Origin of the sequence: Halomonas sp. MCCC 1A11062, from assembly GCF_021404355.1 — a bacterium.
Lineage (GTDB): Bacteria > Pseudomonadota > Gammaproteobacteria > Pseudomonadales > Halomonadaceae > Halomonas > Halomonas aerodenitrificans.
In genome coordinates, this window is the sequence record NZ_JABFTW010000001.1 from 474243 (window position 1) to 493094 (window position 18852).

Here is an 18852-nt window from a genome sequence, read left to right on the forward strand (position 1 = left end):
GTTGTAAAGTTACTAAAAAAATCTTGAGTCTGTCGCCCTGCTGCGTCACATTTGGAGTTATCACCTATCGGCTCGTCTCCATACCGACAACACTGCTTACGGAGGACACCCACCATGACGCTCAAGATCGCTATCAACGGATTCGGTCGCATCGGCCGCAACGTGTTGCGGGCTCTGTACGAGAACGGCTATCGCAAGCAGGTCCAGATCGTCGCCATCAACGACCTGGGCGATCCCGCGCTCAACGCCCATCTGTTGCGCCACGACACCGTGCACGGCCATTTTCCGTTCAAGGTGGAGCACGACGAGGAGAGCCTCAGCGTGGATGGCGACCGTATTGCCATCTTCTCCCAGCGCGACCCGGCCGCACTGCCGTGGAAGACGCTGGGCGTGGATCTGGTGATGGAGTGCACCGGCCTGTTCACCAAGCGTGAGGCCGCCGCCAAGCATCTCGAGGCGGGGGCCAAGCGCGTGCTCATCTCGGCGCCGAGCCCGGACGCCGACGCCACTATCGTGTTCGGGGTCAACGAGCATGTGCTGAAGCCCGAGCACAAGGTGGTCTCCAACGCCTCCTGCACCACCAACTGCCTGGCGCCGGTGGCCAAGGCGCTCAACGATACGGTGGGTATCGAGAATGGCCTGATGACCACGGTGCACGCCTACACCAACGATCAGAACCTCTCCGACGTCTACCACAGCGACCCCTACCGGGCGCGTAGTGCCACTCACTCGATGATCCCGACCAAGACCGGCGCCGCCGCCGCGGTGGGGCTGGTGCTGCCGGAACTGAAGGGCAAGTTCGACGGCCTGGCGGTCCGGGTGCCGGTGATCAACGTCTCACTGGTGGATCTGGTATTCACCGCCGGACGCGACACCTCCAGAGAAGAGATCAACGAGATACTCGCCAAGGCCGCCGAGAACTCGCCGGTGCTGGCGGTCAACGCCCAGCCGCTGGTCTCCATCGACTTCAACCACGACGCCAACTCCTCGACCTTTGACAGCAACCACACCCGGGTGAACGGCCGCCTGGTCAAGGTGATGGCCTGGTACGACAACGAATGGGGCTTCTCCAACCGCATGCTCGACACCGCGCTTGCCATGCAGGCCGCGAGTGACGCCAAGCGTGAAGTGGCCTGAGACGTCGAGCGGCCTAATGGCTGGAGTCTTGAGCGTCGGAGCGAAGATTTGCTCCGGCGCTCGACCACGCAGACCTCACTGACTCGCCGCTTCGCTTGGCTTGTCACCGGGACCATTGACTACGCTGGAAAGGTACATCCATGGATCGGGAGGTATGTCATGAAGCGCTTTGGAATGCGTAGCGCCTTGGTGGTCTTTGCTGCATCCCTGATGCTGGCTCTGGCGGGTTGCGGTACCGGTACCGGCGAGCGGGCTGCCAGCGGTGCCGGCGTTGGTGCGGCCGTAGGCGGTGCCGCCGGTGCTGCCACGGGAGGCAGCGTGGTACGGGGAGCCGCCATTGGCGCCGGCGCGGGTGCGGTGACCGGTGCAGCGACCGATGAGGACGATATCGACCTCAGCGATTGATGTCGATGCCGTCAGGCAACGACCGATGGACCGCGCATGTGAGCATGCGCGGTCTTTTCGTGCTTGAGGCGGCCTTACTCGGGAATGTGCCAGGTCTCTGGGCACTCCCGACTGCGAAACAGCCGCTGGGCGGTGGTGGCGTTGCGGCGTTCGGCAAGCGCTTCGCGCCCCTCGCTGAGGGTATCCATCATGCCGGGGTGGGGGTGGCGCACGGTGAGCAGCGTCAGCGCGTCCTCGCGGCCGACCTCGTAGTCGCCCTGCAGGGACTCGATGAGGGGCTCGAGCCGCTCGGGCTTGTCGTCGAGGCAGAAGGCGAAGCGCATGGCGCCGCTGTCGACCAGGTTGGCGTGCATGCCGGCCTTTACCAGGCGGCCGAGGATGTCGTGCTGGCGCGGCTCGTCCATGAAGGAGAAGTCGCGCGGTCTCACCTCCACCCATACCTGCTCCTCGCGCAGGATGCAGCTGGCCACGTCGCTGTCGAAACGCCGCTCGGCATCGATGACGGTGGGCTCGGCATCGGGCGTCTCGAAGGAGCGCACCGTCAGCGGAATCGACTTCTCCTGCAGCGGCCCCAGCGTCTTGGGATGGATCACCTTGGCGCCGTGCCAGGCCAGCTCAGTGGCCTCGGCGTAGGAGATCCGCTCGAGCTGTACGGCGTTGTCGAAACGCCGGGGGTCGGCGTTGTACAGTCCGGTGACGTCCTTCCAGATCACTACCTCGCGGGCGTCCAGGCAGTGGGCGAAGATCGCTGCGCTGAAGTCCGAGCCTTCACGCCCCAGGGTGGTGGCCTCGCCATCCTCGGTGCCGCCGATGAAGCCCTGGGTCAGGATGACGCGGTCGCTGTCGGCCAAGCGCTGGCGAACGGTCTCGGCAGTGGCAGACCAGTCGAGATTGGCGGCCTGATGGCAGGCATCGGTGCGTACCAGCTCGCGGGCGTCGTGCCAGTCGGTGGCGATGCCGCAGTGGTCGAGCCAGGCCGCGACGATGGTGGTGGAGATCAGCTCGCCGCAGCATACGGTCTGGTCGTAGTGTTTGGCATAGGGGCTGTCGCGGTGCTTGCGATGCTGGGCGTCGAGCTCGTCGAACAGGGCGTCGACACGCTCACGCGGTGAGTTTGAGGCGTCGCCGAACAGGGTATCCATCGCTTCGCGGTGCTCGGCTTGCAGGGCGTCGAAGCACTGGCGGTACTCGTCTCCCTGCGTTCCACCCTCGCCGCGGGCGGCGGCCAGCAGCGCTTCCAGCTTGTTGGTGGTCTTGCCCATGGCCGAGACCACCACGATTAGCGGGCGGTCGCGATGCTGCTCGAGCAGCGGAGTCAGCTGGCGTATGGCATCGGCATCCTTGATCGAGGCGCCGCCGAACTTGAATACGGTCGTCATGTCGGGCTCTCCCTGTCTGGTGACGTGCCCTACACCATGGGTCATAACGGCGGCCAGCGAAAGGGTCGTTCGGCATGCCGTGCAAGTGGCGGTGCAGATACGAAAAAAGCCCCCGCAGGGGCTTTCTTCGTGCAGCAGTGTCTCAACTCAGCCGCTGCATGTAGTCCTCGTAACCGAAGGTCTTCACCGTACGCACCTCGCGGCTGCGCTCGTCGATCCGGCAGATCGACGGCAGACGAATGCCGTTGAAGGTGGTGGTCTTGACCATGGTGTAGTGGGCCATGTCGGTGAACACCAGGCGGTCGCCGATGGCGAGCGGCTGATCGAACGAGTAGCGGCCGATCACGTCGCCGGCCAGGCAGGTGGTGCCGCCCAGACGATAGGTGAAGGGCTTCTCGCCCGGCTCGCCGGCACCGATGATGTGCGGTCGGTAGGGCATCTCCAGCACGTCGGGCATATGCGCCGTGGCCGAGGTGTCGAGGATGAGGTTGGGACCGTCGTTTTCCACGATATCCAGCACCGAGCACACCAGATAGCCGGTATTCAGCGCGATTGCCTCGCCCGGTTCCAGGTAGACGGTGAGGTGAGGATGACGCTCGCGGAAACCGCGCACCACCCGCACCAGCCGCTCGATGTCGTAGTCAGTGCGGGTGATGTGATGGCCGCCGCCGAAGTTGACCCATTTCAGCCCGGCCAGGTACTGGCCGAACTTCTCCTCGAACGCAGCGAGGGTCTCCTCCAGGGCGTCGCTGTTCTGCTCGCACAGGGTGTGGAAGTGCAGTCCCTCGAGCCCTTCCAGATCGCCCTCGGCGAGATCCGACACCCGCGTGCCGAGCCGCGAGCCCGGTGCGCAGGGATCGTAGAGCGGTACCGCGCCGGTGGAGTGCTCGGGGTTCACTCGCAAGCCGCAGGAGACCTGACGCGGCGCCGCCGCGACGGTCTCGCGGAAGCGGCGCCACTGCCCCGGGGAGTTGAAGCTGATGTGGTCGGCGTACTGCAGCACCACCGCCATCTCCTCGGGGGTGAAGGCCGGCGAGTAGACGTGCACCTCGCCGCCGAAGGTCTCCGCGCCCAGACGCGCCTCGTCCTGCCCGCTGGCGGTGGTGCCCACCAGGTACTGGCTGACCAGCGGGAAGGTGTCCCACATGGCGAAGCCCTTCAGCGCCAGCAGGATCCTCGCGCCGCTCGCTTCCTGGACCTGCCGCAGCAGCTCCAGGTTCTTGCGCAGCAGCTTGTCGTCGACCACGTAGGCCGGCGACGGGCAGGCGTGGATGTCGAAGTCGGGGCTCGTCATGCTACTCATGCCAGCGGGTCGTGCTCCGGGTCGAGTTCGACCACTTGCCACGGCAGGCCCATGTCGCCGATGCGCTCCATGAAGGGGTCGGGATCGAGCTGCTCGACGTTGAACACGCCCGCGCCCTTCCAGATTCCTTCCAGCATCAGCATGGCGCCGGTCACCGCCGGCACGCCGGTGGTGTAGGAGATCGCCTGGGACTTGACCTCGCGGTAGCAGGCCTCGTGGTCGCAGATGTTGTAGATGTACACCTTGCGCCGCTTGCCATCCTTGATGCCGTCGGCAATGATGCCAATGTTGGTCTTGCCCTTGGTGCGCGGGCCCAGCGAGGCCGGGTCGGGCAGCACCGCCTTGAGGAACTCCAGCGGGGCGATCCTGGTACCGCCCACTTCGATCGGCTCGATGCTGGTCATGCCGACGTTCTCGAGCACCTTGAGGTGGGTGATGTACTTCTCGGAGAAGGTCATCCAGAAACGAATGCGCTCCAGCCCCTTGATGTTCTGGCTGAGCGACTCGAGCTCCTCGTGGTAGAGCAGGTAGATGTCCTTCTCGCCGATGCCGTCGAAGTCGAACTTGCGCTTCACCGCCAGCGGGTCGGTCTCCTTCCACTCGCCCTTCTCCCAGTAGCGACCCTTCGCGGTGATCTCGCGAATGTTGATCTCCGGGTTGAAGTTGGTGGCGAAGGGGTAGCCGTGGTCGCCGCCGTTGGCATCGAGGATGTCGATGCGGTGGATCTCGTCGAACAGGTTCTTCTGGGCGTAGGCGCAGTAGATGTTGGTCATGCCCGGGTCGAAGCCGCAGCCCAGGGTGGCCATGTTGCCGGCCTTGACGTAGCGGTCGTGGAAGGCCCACTGCTCCTTGTACTCGAACTTGGCCTCGTCCGGGTGCTCGTAGTTGGCAGTGTCGAGGTAGGGCACGCCAGTCTGCAGGCACGCCTCCATGATGGTCAGGTCCTGATAGGGCAGGGCCACGTGGATCAGCACGTCCGGCTTGAACGACTCGATCAGCGCGACCAGGTCGTCGACGCTGTCGGCGTCCACCTGGGCGGTCTGGATCGGGCGATCCAGTTGGGCGGCGATGGCCTTGCACTTCGCTTCGTTGCGGCTGGCCAGGCAGATCTCGCTGAACACTTCGGGGTGCTGGGCACACTTATGGGTGACGACGCCTCCGACGCCGCCGGCGCCGATAATCAGGACTTTGCTCATGGGCCTCTCGAATCCAGATCGGGGATGTGTATGAAAGCGTAGGGTCTTATCGGTGTTTCGGCCATCTCGCATGCCCGTGCCCGATGCCACCCCGGTCTCGCTCGTCGCTTGCGCGCTGATGATGGCCCCCAGCGAAGCCGGGGGCAAGTGATTTTGTCATGACACGTTAGACCAAAGAAGGGGGTGGCGCCGCTCGGAGCCCATGAGCAGTGGGGCGTTTTAGCATTATTTCTCGTCTATAACCTGCGTTATGAATCTCTATATAAGCTTGTGTTTTAGTATTGCGCAGAATCAACCATAAGCCGGAGAGGCAGAGCGTGACCCTACTGGACAGTATAGTGATACAGGGCTTGGGCAGACACGGCGCTTTGACGGCAGAAGAAAAGACCCTGCTGCTGGACCTGGAACTCAATCCCAGACGAGCCGCTGCCGGCGAAGTGCTGTGGCAGGAGAGTGCGGACGTGGACCTGTTCTGCGTGGTCAAGGAGGGCTGGGCCTACTCCTACCGCAACCTCGGCAACGGTTCGATGCAGATTCTCAAGGTCTACCTGCCCGGTGACATCATCGGCATGCGGGATTTTGGCTTCGCGCGGCGGCTGGCGGGTGTCGCGATGATCAACGATGGGGTGATCAGCCCGTTCACGCATCAGCAGCTGTTCGAGCTCATCGGACGCTCGCCGGCGCTGGCGGCGAGCATCATCGCCACCGTCGTGCGTCAGCAGGCGATGCTCACCGAGCGACTGGTCTATCTCGGTCGCTATGCGGCCCACGAGCGGCTGGCGCATTTTCTCTACGAGCTTTACCTGCGCTTGAAGCGGATCGGTGCGGTGACGGACAACGGCTTCGTGATGCCGCTGTCGCAGGAGCAGGTCGGCGATGCGCTGGGGCTGAGTGCCGTGCACGTGAGTCGGACCTTCTCCATGCTGCGTGACGAGGGCTTGGTGGTGCGCGACCGCCAGCACGTGGTGCTGCCCGACCCGCAGGCGCTGGCGCGGCTGGTCGAGTTCAACGATACCTATATCGACGAAACGCTTTCCCCGGCGTTCCACGGCTTTCATTAGCCCAGCATTTCATTGGGCTCTTCACTGGCTCATGCTGCATCGGCGACGAAGGCGCGGGCGACGAGGGTTAGGACGGCCGAAACGAAAAAAGCACCCTAGGGGTGCTTTTCTCGTTACTCGATTGGTGGAGGCGGCGGGGATCGAACCCGCGTCCGCCGACACTCGCTCTTCGGCTCTACATGCTTAGGTCCGTTTTTTGGTTTAACGCATCTGGCTCCAACGGGCAGGATCCAGCTACGCGATTCCTCTAAAGTTTAGCGATTGGCGAGAGGACACCACCAACCGCGATCCCATCAGTCTTGGCTCATATCCCCTCCGCGATGAATGGGCACATCGCTTTGGGGCCGGACTAGAAGCTAACAGCTATTAAGCTGCCAGCGCGCCCTGAGCGTAGTTGTCGTCGTTTGCGACTATTTAGTCGTGATGTTGGATTTACGAGATACATCACGCTCTCGGCATGCACCTAGGAGGTTGTCATCGGCGTCGAAGCCATGTCGCCCCCGTAGCAGTCCCATCTTACCAGCATGGGTACATCTATGACACCTGTTGGCGGGGCTGGTTCCCTCATCTCTCCGATTCTTGCCGTTTTCGGGGAGCCAACCAATGTCTCCTACGCTATGACGCCTCAGGCCTTGGTATGTTCCCGCATGATGCGGCCCTTCTGCCGCTGCCAGTCGCGGTCCTTCTCGGTGGCGCGCTTGTCGTGCAGCTTCTTGCCCGTCACCAGGGCCAGCTCGCACTTCACCTTGTTGCCTTTCCAGTAGAGCTTGAGCGGCACGCAGGTGTGGCCCTTCTCCTGGGAGCGCGAGAAGATCTTGGCAATCTCCTTGCGGTGCAGCAGCAATTTGCGAGTGCGGGACGGATCGGCGATCTCGTGGGTGCTGGCGGTGTTGAGCGGTGTGATGTGGCTACCCAACAGCCAGGCCTCGCCATCCTTGATCAGGATGTAGGTGTCGGTGAGCTGGGCCTTGCCGGCGCGCAGGCTCTTCACCTCCCAGCCGGCCAGCACCAGGCCGGCCTCGAAGGTCTCGTCGATGTGGTACTCGAAGCGAGCTTTCTTGTTCTGGGCGATGACGCCGCCACCGGGGCCCTTGCCCTTGCCTTTCTTGTCGGCCATGGAACCTCTTGTCACGTTCTGCTGATGGCACCCTTCCTTCGATATGAGGGGAAGCGTGTTACCATTCAAGGCATGAAATAACCGCTCATGATACGCCCTGGGCACTGTGAAGTCAGCGGAGAGCTCAATGCCAATGGTCAATCGGTCCGCCCTGGTGCGGCACACCCCTCGGGACATGTTCGAACTGGTCAACGACTTCGAGCGCTATCCGGAATTCCTGCCCGGCTGTCGGCGGGCGCGGCTGCTCGAGCGCGACGAGTCGCACCTGATCGGTGAGATGACCCTGGGACGGGCGGGTATCGAGCAGAGTTTCACCACGCGTAACGATCTGATCGAACCCGAGCGCATCGAAATGTCGCTGGTCAGCGGCCCCTTCAAGCGTCTGCGTGGGCGCTGGCTGTTCCTGCCGATGGGTGAGGGCGCCTGCAAGGTGTGCCTCGAGCTGGAGTTCGAGTTCGCCAACCGGCTGCTGGGCATGGCCTTCGGCAAGCTGTTCCAGCAGGTTGCCGGCCAGCTGGTGGACGCCTTCACCCGTCGTGCCGACGAGCTGTACGGACGCTAAGGTGGGGCTTCAGGTAGAGGTCGCCTTCGCGCTGCCCGAGCGGCAGCGCATCGTGACGCTGGAGGTGCCCGCGGGCACCACGGCGCGCCAGGCAGTCGCTCTGGCCAAGCTGGAGCAGCACTTCCCGGAACTGCCGGCGGCGCACTTCGCCGCGGCGGATCTGGGCATCTTCGGCCAACTGCTGCGCGATCCCGACACCCACCGCCTGCGTGCCGGCGACCGGGTCGAGGTCTATCGCCCCCTCGAGATCGACCCCAAGGAGGCACGACTCCGGCGCGCCGGGCGTTAACCCGGCTGCGCGTTCGCGTTACTGTGCCAGCGGTTCGGTGGTTGCCGGCTCGCCGCCCCGGGGCAGAGTGCCGCCAGCGTCAGGTGCGGCCTCGGGAGCGGCTTCCGGCTGGGTGGCCGGCAGTTCGCCCATGGGGTCGGCGCCTTCGATGGCCGGGCCGACACCGTTTTGCGGCCGCAGCTCGATATCCTCGGAAAAGTCGCCTTCGCGCTGCACGTTGACCAGGCGTTCGCCGTCGAAGGTCAGCGTGACCCGGCGCTGTTGTACGCCGCCGTAGGCTTCGTCGAGGCGGAACACGTAGTCCCACTGGTTGGCATTGAAAGGCGCTTCCAGCAGCGGGCGGCCCATCACGTCGACGACCTGAGAGCGGCTCATGCCGGGCTGGAGCTGCTGCACCATGCCCTCGGTGATGTAGTTGCCCTGGGGCAGATCCCGCTTGTAGACGCAGCCGCCGGCCATGGTCAGGGCGATGACGAGAGGGAGGGTTTTGATCAGCTTTTGCATTTGTGTCCGTTCTTCACTATCGTGGATTCGGTCGATCATACCCGACCCTACCTGATACTGCGAAGAGCGAACATGGCCGACCAGAACCATGAACTGCGCAAGGCAGGCCTGAAGGTCACCTTGCCCCGAGTGAAGATCCTGCAGATCCTCGAGAATGCCACGGGTCAGCACCACCTGAGCGCTGAGGATGTCTACAAGACCCTGCTGGAAGCCGGAGAGGATGTCGGTCTGGCAACCGTCTACCGCGTGCTGACCCAGTTCGAGTCGGCGGGCCTGGTGATTCGTCACAATTTCGACGGCGGCCATGCCGTGTTCGAGATCTCCCAGGAGGAGCATCACGACCACATGGTGTGTCTCGACAGCGGCGAGATCATCGAATTCTTCGACGAGACCATCGAGCGGCGCCAGCAGGAGATCGCCGAAGAGCACGGCTTCGAGCTGGTCGATCACGCTCTGGTGCTCTACGTGCGCCCGCGCGGCTCCAATGCCACTCGCCAGGACGGCACGCCGCGAAAATAAGCGATCAGCTATCATCAGCTATCAAAGCTTGATGGCAAAGCGGCCCCGATCATCGATCGGGGCCGCTTTGCTTTACGGTGCGTCAACCGGTCGCAGGCTGTGGGCCCTCAGTGCGACGCACCCTGCTGGCTGGCATCCAGCATCTCGCGTGCGTGGGCCAGGGTGCGGTCGGAAAGATTCACCCCGCCCAGCATGCGCGCCAGTTCGCTGACCCGGCCGGCCTCGTCGAGCAGCGCCATGCGGGTCAGGGTGGTGTCGCGCTTGGCCTGCTTCTCGATGTGCAGGTGGTGGTGGGCCTGTGCCGCCACCTGGGGCAGGTGGGTCACGGTCATCACCTGGCCCTGCTCGCCCAGCCGGCGCAGCAGTTGACCGACGATCTCGGCGGTGGCGCCGGAGATGCCCACGTCGACCTCATCGAACACCAGGCTGGGGATGGTCGAGTGGCGCGCGGCGACCACCTGGATCGCCAGGCTGATTCGCGACAATTCGCCGCCCGAAGCGACCTTGGCCAGCGGGCGCGGCGGCTGGCCGGGGTTGGCACTGATCAGAAAGCGCACCTCCTCCATGCCGTCTGCCTGCGGGCTCTGGCGCGGCGTGACTTCCACTTCGAAACGCGCCTTGCCCATGGCCAGGAAGGCGAGCTGCTCCTGCACCGCCTTGCCGAACCTGGCCGCTGCCTGCTGGCGGGTCTCGCCAACGCTTCGTGCCTGCTCGCGCCAGCTGTCGCGCAGGCTCTCGACCTCGGCGCGCAGAGCCTCGAGGTCGTGTTCGCCGCCTTCCAGACTTTCCAACTCGACCTGCAGCCGGCGGTGCAGGGCGGGCAGCTCCTCGGGCATGACGTGATGCTTGCGCGCGATGCGATGCACCTCGCCCAGGCGCGACTCGACCCAGGCCAGGCGCTCCGGGTCCAGCTCGGTGGCGTCGGCGAAGCGGTGCAGCTCGCGCACGGCTTCCTCGACCTGGATACGCGCCTCGCCCAGCATGGCGAGGATCTCGGCCAGTGCGCCGCGGTCGCTGCCTGGCAGCGGATCGAGCCGATGTATCGCCTGATTGAGCAGAGTCAATACGCCGCCTTCGTCGTTGTCGCAGCATTCGGCGGCGTGCTGCGCCTCGCGCAGCGTCTCCTCGGCGTGGGCGAGCTGCTCCTGTTCGTGCTCCAGGGTGGTGAGCTCCTCGTCACCTAGCGCCAGGAGATCGAGCTCCTCGACCTGATAGCGCAGCAGCTGGCGGCGCGCCTGCACCTCGTCGCCGCTCTCGGTCAGCTGCTTCAGGCGTTTGCGGGTCGCCTGCCAGCGGCGGAACGTCTCGCTGAGTTCGTTCACCGCGGCGCGGTTGCCGGCGAAGTCGTCGAGCAGACGCAGATGGGTCTCCTCGCGCAGCAGCAGCTGGTGGGCATGCTGACCGTGGATCTCGACCAGGTGCTCGCCCAGTGCCTTGAGATCGGCCACCGTGGCCGGCTGGCCGTTGATCCATGCCTTGGAGCGGCCGCTGGCGGTCACTACCCGGCGCAGCAGGCAGTCGTCGTCGGGCAGCTCGCGCTCCGTGAGCCAGGTGCGGGCGGCGGGCAGGGCGGCGATGTCGAAGCGCGCCGAGAGATCGGCGCGCTCGCAGCCGTGGCGTACGCTGGCGGCGTCGCTGCGCTCGCCCAGGCACAGCCCCAGGGCGCCGAGCAGGATCGACTTGCCGGCGCCGGTCTCGCCGGTGATGGCGGTCATGCCGCCGGCAAGCTCCAGATCGAGCGTATCGACGATGGCGTAATCGCGAATGGCAAGCTGAGTCAGCATGGGACCTCCCGGCGGCCGGTATCCTGGTGAGCTGGATATCCATACACGTTATTGCGTTTTTATACAGTAGTCGAGGTTCGCTCACAACACATGCGCAAAACAGACCCCATCGTTGATGCCCGATCACTTGAGTTTGCGGCGAGGACCCCCATATAGGCCGCAGACCTTACAAGGCATTTGCCGATTCGAAATCTTTCCGGCCTCGCTGGGCCGGTGCTGCTTCAGGAGATGCGCATGGCTAAAGAACCCCAGACCCCGCTTGACGACGAGCTGGCGCGGCGCGAGAAAGAGGCCCGTCCGGAGCCGCTGGAAGGCGAGCTGGACGATGCGGCTAGCCTCGTGGAGGACGACGCCGCGGCTTCCGAGGAGCCGACGGAGGTGAGCGACAACCCCGAGGCCGACATGCTGGCAGCCCAGGTCGAGGAGCTGGAGCAGAGCTTGGCCGAGGCCAAGGACCAGGCGCTGCGCGCCGCCGCCGAAGCGCAGAACGTGCGGCGCCGCGCCGAGCAGGAGGCCGAGAAGGCGCGCAAGTTCGCCCTGGAGCGCTTCGTCAAGGAACTGCTGCCGGTGGTCGACAGCCTGGAGAAGGCGCTGGACGCCATGGGCGAGGACGCCAGCGATGTTCACCGCGAGGGCGTGGCCATGACGCTGAAGATGCAGCAGGACGTGCTGGCCAAGTTCGGCGTCGAAACGGTCGAGCCGGCCGGCGAGCCGTTCGACCCGAAGTTCCACGAAGCGATGGCCATGGTGCCCAACCCCGAGCTCGAGCCCAATAGCGTGATGGAAGTGATCCAGAAGGGCTACCTGCTCAACGGGCGCCTGGTGCGTCCGGCCATGGTGGTGGTCAGTCAGGCCACCGGCTGAGGCCTAGCGAATGAAAACGGGGGCGGGGCTTGAAAAGCCACCCGGCGCCCCCAGATAGACGTCAACCGCGGCAACTGCCGCAGCGATGGATTCAAGGCAAACGAATTTTCGAGGATTTCCTATGGGACGCATCATCGGTATTGACCTGGGGACCACCAACTCCTGTGTGGCCGTGCTCGACGGCGACAGCGCCAAGGTGATCGAGAACGCCGAAGGTGCCCGCACCACGCCTTCCATCATCGCCTATACCGATGATGGCGAGATTCTGGTGGGGCAGTCGGCCAAGCGCCAGGCGGTGACCAACCCGCAGAACACCCTGTACGCCATCAAGCGCCTGATCGGTCGTCGCTTCAAGGATGACGTGGTGCAGAAGGACATCAAGATGGTGCCCTACGGCATCACCGAGGCCGACAACGGCGACGCCTGGGTGCAGGTGAAGGACAAGAAGCTGGCACCGCCGCAGGTCAGCGCCGAAGTGCTGAAGAAGATGAAGAAGACCGCCGAGGACTACCTGGGCGAGCCGGTCACCGAGGCGGTGATCACCGTGCCGGCCTACTTCAACGACAGCCAGCGTCAGGCCACCAAGGACGCCGGTCGTATCGCCGGTCTCGAAGTCAAGCGCATCATCAACGAGCCCACCGCGGCGGCGCTGGCCTACGGCATGGACAAGTCGCGCGGCGACAAGACCATCGCCGTGTACGACCTGGGCGGCGGTACCTTCGACATCTCCATCATCGAGGTGGCCGACGTCGACGGCGAGACCCAGTTCGAGGTGCTGGCCACCAACGGCGACACCTTCCTCGGCGGTGAAGACTTCGACATGGCGCTGATCAACTACCTGGTCGATCAGTTCAAGGCCGACAGCGGCATCAACCTGTCCGGCGACAACCTGGCCATGCAGCGCCTCAAGGAAGCCGCCGAGAAGGCCAAGATCGAGCTTTCCAGCGCGCAGCAGACCGACGTCAACCTGCCCTACATCACCGCCGACAACACCGGACCCAAGCACCTCAATGTGAAGGTGACTCGGGCCAAGCTGGAGTCGCTGGTGGAAGAGCTGGTGCAGCGCTCGCTGGGGCCGTGCAAGACCGCGCTGTCCGACGCCGGCCTGTCCGCTTCCGAGATCGACGACGTGATCCTGGTCGGCGGTCAGACCCGCATGCCGCTGGTGCAGAAGAAAGTCGCCGACTTCTTCGGCAAGGAAGCGCGCAAGGACGTCAACCCGGATGAGGCCGTGGCCGTGGGTGCGGCGATCCAGGGCGGCGTGCTGGGCGGCGACGTCAAGGACGTGCTGCTGCTCGACGTCACCCCGCTGACCCTGGGTATCGAGACCCTGGGCGGCGTGATGACCCCGCTGATCGAGAAGAACACCACCATCCCGACCAAGAAGACCCAGACCTTCTCGACCGCGGATGACAACCAGACTGCCGTGACCATTCACGTGCTTCAGGGTGAGCGCAAGCAGGCTGGCCAGAACAAGTCGCTGGGCCGCTTCGACCTGGCCGACATTCCGCCGGCGCCGCGCGGCGTGCCGCAGATCGAGGTGGCCTTCGACCTCGATGCCAACGGCATCCTCAACGTGTCCGCCAAGGACAAGGCCACCGGCAAGGAGCAGTCGATCGTCATCAAGGCCTCTAGCGGTCTGACTGACGACGAGATCGAGCAGATGGTGCGCGACGCCGAGGCCCACGCCGACGAGGACAAGAAGTTCGAGGAGCTGGTGGCGCTGCGCAACCAGGCCGACGGCATGGTCCACGCCGCGCGCAAGACCGTGCAGGAAGCCGGCGAGCATGGCACCGACGAGGAGAAGCAGGCCATCGAGACGGCCGCCTCCGAACTCGAGGAAGCGCTCAAGGGCGACGACAAGGACGACATCCAGGCCAAGCTGGACAAGCTGACCGAGCTCTCCGGTAACCTGGCGCAGAAGATGTATGCCGCCCAGGCCGAGGCCGCCCAGCAGGCCGGTGGCGAGGGCCAGGAGGCCGGTGCCAAGCAGGAAGACGACGTGGTCGACGCCGAGTACGAAGAAGTCAACGACGATCAGAAGAAGCAGTAATCGCCAAGGCGATGCCACGGACGACGGTAGCGCGGGGGGACGACTCCCGCGTTGCCGTTTCCGCGGATCGGGCAGCACTGCCTAGACCAGGAGGCGCATGGACCCATGTCCAAACGCGATTATTACGAGGTGCTCGGTGTCGAACGAGGGACCGACACCAAAGAGATCAAGAAGGCATACCGACGGCTGGCGCAGAAGTACCACCCGGACCGTAACCCGGATGACGACAAGGCCGCGGAGAAGTTTCGCGAGGTCTCCGAGGCCTACGAGATCCTCTCCGACAGCGAGAAGCGTGCCGCCTACGACCAGTTCGGCCATGCCGGCGTAGACGGACAGGCCGGCGGTTTCGGCGCTGGCGGCTTCGGCGGTGCGGGTGCCGGCGGCTTCAGTGACATCTTCGGCGACGTGTTCGGCGACATCTTCGGTGGCGGCGGCGGTCGGCGCAGCCCCCATGCGCCGCAGCGCGGCAGCGACCTTCGCTACAACCTCGAGCTCGATCTCGAGAGCGCGGTGGCCGGCACCACGGTGGACATTCGCGTGCCGCGTCACGTGGAGTGCAGCCGCTGCGACGGCGAGGGCGCCGAGCCGGGCTCCACCAAGGAGACCTGCCCCACCTGTAACGGCCTGGGTCAGGTGCGCATGCAGCAGGGCTTCTTCGCCGTGCAGCAGACCTGTCCCACCTGTCACGGCAGCGGCGTGCACATCAAGGTGCCGTGTCACAAGTGCCACGGTGAAGGCCGTGTGCGTGAGACCCGCACCCTGTCGGTGAAGATTCCCGCTGGGGTCGATACCGGCGACCGCATTCGTCTCAACGGCGAGGGCGAGTCCGGCATCAACGGCGGCCCGCCCGGCGATCTCTACGTGCAGGTGGCGATAAAGCCACACCGTATCTTCCAGCGCGACGGCAAGCACCTGCAGTGCGAGGTGCCGATCAACTTCGTCGATGCCGCACTCGGTGGCGAGCTCGAAGTGCCCACCCTGGATGGCCGGGTCAAGCTCAAGATTCCGCCCGAGACCCAGACCGGCAAGCTGTTCCGCCTGCGCGGCAAGGGCGTCAAGCCGGTTCGCGGGGGCCCCCCCGGCGACCTGCTGTGCAAGGTGGTGGTGGAGACCCCGGTCAACCTCAGCGAAGACCAGAAGGCGCTGCTGCGCCAGCTTCAGGAGAGCCTGGGGGGCAGCAACAGCGCTCACCACTCGCCGAAGAAGAGCGGCTTCTTCGACGGCGTGAAGAAGTTCTTCGAAGACATGAAGCCGTAAGGCGGAACTGCGCCACGAAAGCCCCCGAGCCCTGGCGGTGTCGGGGGCTTTTGCGTTTTCGGCGTGAACGGTTCCTTCGAACCCAGCGTTCCGCCCTGCGCTGTGCATCGGGGCTGGCGCCAACCCGCTCCGGCGTCTTAGTCTGTTGGCTCAGATACGAATGGAGATCGTTGCTATGCCGATGTCGCGTGCGGTGATCGCCACCGAATCCGGGGCGAGGGTGATGAACCGGCTGTGCAAGCACTGGGCGCACAAGCTGGAGGTGGAGCAGGGCGAGGAGCAGAGTCGCGTGGCGTTCGAGGGCGGCTCCTGCGTGATGCGCGTCGAACCGGGCAAGCTGCTGGTGGCCATCGAGGCGCTGGACGAAGAGGTGCTCGACCGTCTCGAGGGCGTGGTGGATTCCCACTTGCAGCGCATGGCGGGCGACGAGGAACTGGCCATCGTCTGGGAAAATTGAGCGCGCCGACGTCGCTCCGCCTGGCCCACCTCGGCATGCTGCTGTGGGCCCTGCTGGTGGGGCTGTCGTTTCCCGCCGTGGGGATGATGAGCGAGCTGCCGCCGCTGTCGCTCACCGCCCTGCGTTTTGCCATCGCCTGTGCCGGGCTGTGGTGGTTGGCGCGGCGCTCGTCCGACTTCCTCCCGCCCTGGCGGGTGTTGCCGCTCTACACGCTGATGGGGCTGTGTCTGGCCGGCTTCTTCGGCGCCATGTTCTGGGCCGCCCATCACGCCACCGCGCTCTCCATGGCCACCCTCTACGTCACCGTGCCGCTGCTGGCCTACCTGCTGGGGCTCGGGTTTCGCGTCGAGCGGCTGGGCTGGCAGCTGCCGGCCATTCTCGCGCTGGGAGCCGCCGGGGCGTTGGCGCTCGCCTTCGCTGAGGCCCGCAGCCACGGCGAAGGCATGCAAGTGGGAGTCGGCGAGGCGGTGTTCTTCCTCGGCTGCGTGTCGTCGGCGCTCTACCCGGTGCTGAGCAAGTGGGGGCTGGCGCGGGAGTGGCTGCCAGAGTCGGCGGCGGTACGCACCTTCTGGAGCCTGGGGCTGGGCGGCATCGCCATCGGCCTGCTGGGACTCGCCATCGAACCCGCCACGCAGCTCGTTACCATGCGCTGGCAGGATCTGGCTCTGGTGGTCTATCTCGGGCTCTTCTCCAGTGCGCTCACCTTCTGGCTGATGCAGCGCGCTACCTCGGTGCTCACGCCGGGGGCCGTGACCGCCTACGGCTACATGGTGCCCTTCGTCTCCATGCTGCTGCTGTTCGTCACCGCCCCCGAGCAGCTCGGCTGGCACTGGCTGCCGGGCAGCGCCCTGGTGGTCGCCGCCATCGGGCTGCTGCTGCGACAGGACGGCAAGGCGGCCCGTTAATCCAGCTCGTCGGTATGTGGTTCGCTACCTGGCGTGGCGGCCAGCCGCGGAAAATGGCGGCGAATTTCGGCGTAGAGCTCGCTTACGTCCTCCACGTGGCGGCGCGAGAAGTGGAACGGCACCAGTTGGCCGACCCTGGCCGCGGCGGCGATCTCACCGCAGGCGCGGGCGGTCAGATGGCCGGTGCGCCGGGCCTGCTCGGCCTGGTCTTCACGAAACGAAGCCTCGCAGAACAGCACCTCGGCGCCGTGGGCAAGCGCACACAGGCGCTCGCGGTTCTCCGGTGTGTCGCCGAAGTCGGTGGCATAGACCAGGCGCTGGCCCGGCTGCGCGAACAGCAGTTGCTCGGCCAGCCCGGCGACGGGGTGCCGGCTGCCGTCGGGCAGGGCGATCTCGCCTGCGTCGTCGCCTTCCAGCGCGCGCTGCTTGAGCTCGCCGAGCCAGGGGCCGGGCGCCCAGCCGTGGGCGTCCAGGCGCTCCTTGCGCACCTTGAGCTGCGTCGCCGGCTCGTAGGCGAAGGCCAGCACCGGGGTGCCATGATCCAGCGTGGCGGCGCGCACGCGAAAGCCGGGCTCGGCGTGGATCACGCCGCCATCCACCTCGCGTGGGGAGAGCGCCTGCATCGGCTGCCCGGCAACGAGGCGATAGTGGGCCAGACGCTCGCCGTGCAGCTCGAAGACCTCGAAGCGGGGCGCCTTCTCCTCGACCCGGTCCCACAGGATGCCGCGCAGAAAACCATCCAAGTGAGTGGCGAGCCCGGGCGGGCCGTAGACACGGCAGGCCGGATAGTCGCCGATGCGTGAGCGCAGCAGCCACAGGAAACCGCCGATATGGTCGACGTGGGCGTGGCTGATGAAGACGTCGCTGATCTGGTGGGCCAGCCGCGCCGGTAGTCGGCCGGGGTCGCCCAGGTCGAACAGCAGGCTGCGCTTGCGGTGGCGCAGGCGCAGATGCAGCAGCGGGTCGCCGAATACGCCGTTGACCAGCGTGGCGCGCAGTCCATTGAGGCGCAGCGTCGGGCGGGGGCCGGTGGTGTTTTCCTGAGGGGTAGTCGAGAGCGTCGGCTCTTCGCCGGATGCGGTCGACGAGGGGCGAGGATGAGGGCGCGCCGTGCCGAGCTGACCCTCGGCGTTGCGCCGGGCATCGCGAATGACCAGGGTGCGCGGCGTGTTCGTCAGGGGCGGAGTGCGCACGCTGAGTAGATCTCCCACCAGAGCGACGACTTCGCCCATGGCCAGGGTCGTCCCGCCGACATCGAGCAGGCCGACCTGCCGCCCTGGCCAGGCATGAGGAGCATCGCCGGGCGGCGGGGCGCCGACGATGATCAGCGCCGACAGGTCGAGTTCCCGCGTCTCGGCGCCGTCGAGATAGGCGTCCCAGGCGCCGGTGCGCCACTGGCGGCGCAGCTGTTTGCCGGGATGGCGCGCCTGAGGGTGCGCGGGCAGGTTCAGCGTCGCCAGGCCAAGGGCGGTGCGCTCATGCGGATACGGGTCGCGCTCCTGCGCCGGCGCCAGGCGTACCACGGCGCTCACCCGGCCGGCATTGGCCAGTGCCGGCAGCAGCTCGGCGCCGCCGATACCGCGCTCCACGCCAGGAGCGTCGATGAGCAGCGGCGTCGCGTCGAGCCGTGCGACCATGCGGCGTACGGCTTCTATCAGCGGCAGGCGGAAGCGGGCGCTGTCCAGCGTGGCCAGTGCCTCGATGGCTTCCAAATGCCAGTCGTCCAGGCGCTCATCCCAGCGCCCCAGGCGCTCATCCCAGTGCCCCAGGCATACGGCGCCGGGCGGGCCGAAGCCGGGCAGACCGGGGTCGGCGGCCAGGCAACGACACACCTGGCCCCGTTCGGCCAGGGCCGCCGCCGCACTCCGCACCAGGGTGCTCTTGCCGCTGCCGGGTGGTCCGGTGAGCAGCACGCGCGTATGACGTTCGAGCAGCTCGAGCAGGGCGGCTACGCGGGTGGTGTCGGGCGGCATCGGCTCAGACATGGCGTTCCTTGCGTGGGGTCGTCATGCTCAGTGTGGGCGATTCCGCTGTCGCTGCCCAAGCGCTCGGCCAGCCCG

The 18852-nt window shown here is 65.8% G+C and carries 18 protein-coding genes and 1 other RNA gene; 11 read left to right on the top strand and 8 right to left on the bottom strand.

The annotated features are described in order from the left end of the window. Positions 1 to 114 precede the first annotated feature (114 nt). Entirely contained in the window at positions 115 to 1137 is a 1023-nt protein-coding gene (gene gap / locus HOP58_RS02210; RefSeq protein WP_234259401.1) for a type I glyceraldehyde-3-phosphate dehydrogenase, read from the top strand. Positions 1138 to 1296: 159 nt separating this feature from the next. After that, the gene (locus tag HOP58_RS02215; protein ID WP_234259402.1) at positions 1297 to 1542 is read left to right on the top strand and encodes a hypothetical protein; all 246 of its coding nucleotides are present in this window, start codon (positions 1297 to 1299) and stop codon (positions 1540 to 1542) included. 74 nt (positions 1543 to 1616) lie between these two features. Here the strand turns inward: HOP58_RS02215 and HOP58_RS02220 are convergent, their stop codons facing one another. From HOP58_RS02220 to HOP58_RS02230, 3 genes are all read right to left on the bottom strand, one after another. Beyond that, positions 1617 to 2921 carry an aspartate kinase gene (locus tag HOP58_RS02220; protein ID WP_234259403.1) on the bottom strand — a complete coding sequence of 435 codons (1305 nt, stop codon included), beginning with the start codon at positions 2919 to 2921 and terminating at the stop codon, positions 1617 to 1619. Positions 2922 to 3063: 142 nt separating this feature from the next. Beyond that, on the bottom strand, positions 3064 to 4224 hold the full coding sequence (gene nspC, locus HOP58_RS02225; protein WP_035589660.1) for a carboxynorspermidine decarboxylase: 1161 nt from the start codon (positions 4222 to 4224) through the stop codon (positions 3064 to 3066). After that, the gene (locus HOP58_RS02230) at positions 4221 to 5420 is read right to left on the bottom strand and encodes a saccharopine dehydrogenase family protein (protein ID WP_010625727.1); all 1200 of its coding nucleotides are present in this window, start codon (positions 5418 to 5420) and stop codon (positions 4221 to 4223) included. The genes nspC and HOP58_RS02230 overlap by 4 nt, the downstream gene beginning before the upstream one ends. Positions 5421 to 5788: 368 nt before the next feature. On the opposite strand from HOP58_RS02230, the gene HOP58_RS02235 reads away from it, so the two are divergent. Next, entirely contained in the window at positions 5789 to 6481 is a 693-nt protein-coding gene (locus HOP58_RS02235) for a Crp/Fnr family transcriptional regulator (RefSeq protein WP_234259404.1), read from the top strand. Positions 6482 to 6603: 122 nt separating this feature from the next. Here HOP58_RS02235 and ssrA read toward each other — a convergent pair. Both ssrA and smpB read right to left on the bottom strand, forming a co-directional pair. Next, positions 6604 to 6983: a transfer-messenger RNA gene (ssrA, locus tag HOP58_RS02240) on the bottom strand. Between the two features lie 123 nt (positions 6984 to 7106). After that, positions 7107 to 7598: an SsrA-binding protein SmpB gene (gene smpB / locus HOP58_RS02245; RefSeq protein ID WP_010625725.1), complete on the bottom strand. Its 492-nt coding sequence runs from the start codon at positions 7596 to 7598 to the stop codon at positions 7107 to 7109. Positions 7599 to 7725: 127 nt separating this feature from the next. On the opposite strand from smpB, the gene HOP58_RS02250 reads away from it, so the two are divergent. Continuing rightward, complete coding sequence (locus HOP58_RS02250; RefSeq protein ID WP_026037779.1) at positions 7726 to 8160, top strand: type II toxin-antitoxin system RatA family toxin; 435 nt, start codon at positions 7726 to 7728, stop codon at positions 8158 to 8160. A gap of 1 nt (position 8161) precedes the next feature. Beyond that, positions 8162 to 8449: an RnfH family protein gene (locus HOP58_RS02255; RefSeq protein ID WP_010625723.1), complete on the top strand. Its 288-nt coding sequence runs from the start codon at positions 8162 to 8164 to the stop codon at positions 8447 to 8449. 18 nt (positions 8450 to 8467) lie between these two features. Here the strand turns inward: HOP58_RS02255 and HOP58_RS02260 are convergent, their stop codons facing one another. Beyond that, positions 8468 to 8953, bottom strand: coding sequence for an outer membrane protein assembly factor BamE (locus tag HOP58_RS02260; protein WP_234259405.1), 486 nt, complete (start codon positions 8951 to 8953; stop codon positions 8468 to 8470). A 72-nt stretch (positions 8954 to 9025) separates the two neighbouring features. Between HOP58_RS02260 and fur the strand changes: the two genes are divergently transcribed. After that, positions 9026 to 9472: a ferric iron uptake transcriptional regulator gene (fur, locus tag HOP58_RS02265; RefSeq protein WP_010625721.1), complete on the top strand. Its 447-nt coding sequence runs from the start codon at positions 9026 to 9028 to the stop codon at positions 9470 to 9472. A 107-nt stretch (positions 9473 to 9579) separates the two neighbouring features. Here fur and recN read toward each other — a convergent pair whose 3' ends face one another. Beyond that, the gene (gene recN, locus HOP58_RS02270; RefSeq protein WP_234259406.1) at positions 9580 to 11256 is read right to left on the bottom strand and encodes a DNA repair protein RecN; all 1677 of its coding nucleotides are present in this window, start codon (positions 11254 to 11256) and stop codon (positions 9580 to 9582) included. Between the two features lie 234 nt (positions 11257 to 11490). On the opposite strand from recN, the gene grpE reads away from it, so the two are divergent. The 5 genes from grpE to HOP58_RS02295 all read left to right on the top strand — a co-directional run bounded on the left by grpE (position 11491) and on the right by HOP58_RS02295 (position 16792). Then, positions 11491 to 12120, top strand: coding sequence for a nucleotide exchange factor GrpE (gene grpE, locus HOP58_RS02275; RefSeq protein WP_010625718.1), 630 nt, complete (start codon positions 11491 to 11493; stop codon positions 12118 to 12120). 121 nt (positions 12121 to 12241) lie between these two features. Next, the gene (gene dnaK / locus HOP58_RS02280; protein WP_234259407.1) at positions 12242 to 14173 is read left to right on the top strand and encodes a molecular chaperone DnaK; all 1932 of its coding nucleotides are present in this window, start codon (positions 12242 to 12244) and stop codon (positions 14171 to 14173) included. A 105-nt stretch (positions 14174 to 14278) separates the two neighbouring features. Continuing rightward, on the top strand, positions 14279 to 15430 hold the full coding sequence (gene dnaJ / locus HOP58_RS02285) for a molecular chaperone DnaJ (RefSeq protein ID WP_234259408.1): 1152 nt from the start codon (positions 14279 to 14281) through the stop codon (positions 15428 to 15430). 175 nt (positions 15431 to 15605) lie between these two features. Beyond that, complete coding sequence (locus HOP58_RS02290) at positions 15606 to 15887, top strand: DUF2218 domain-containing protein (RefSeq protein WP_234259409.1); 282 nt, start codon at positions 15606 to 15608, stop codon at positions 15885 to 15887. Beyond that, positions 15884 to 16792 (top strand): DMT family transporter, encoded by a 909-nt coding sequence (locus HOP58_RS02295; RefSeq protein WP_234259410.1) that lies wholly within the window; start codon positions 15884 to 15886, stop codon positions 16790 to 16792. The genes HOP58_RS02290 and HOP58_RS02295 overlap by 4 nt, the downstream gene beginning before the upstream one ends. Here the strand turns inward: HOP58_RS02295 and HOP58_RS02300 are convergent. Continuing rightward, a complete protein-coding gene (locus HOP58_RS02300; protein WP_234259411.1) occupies positions 16789 to 18777 on the bottom strand; it encodes an MBL fold metallo-hydrolase in 1989 nt (662 codons plus the stop codon). The genes HOP58_RS02295 and HOP58_RS02300 overlap by 4 nt on opposite strands. Between the last annotated feature and the right edge of the window lie 75 nt (positions 18778 to 18852).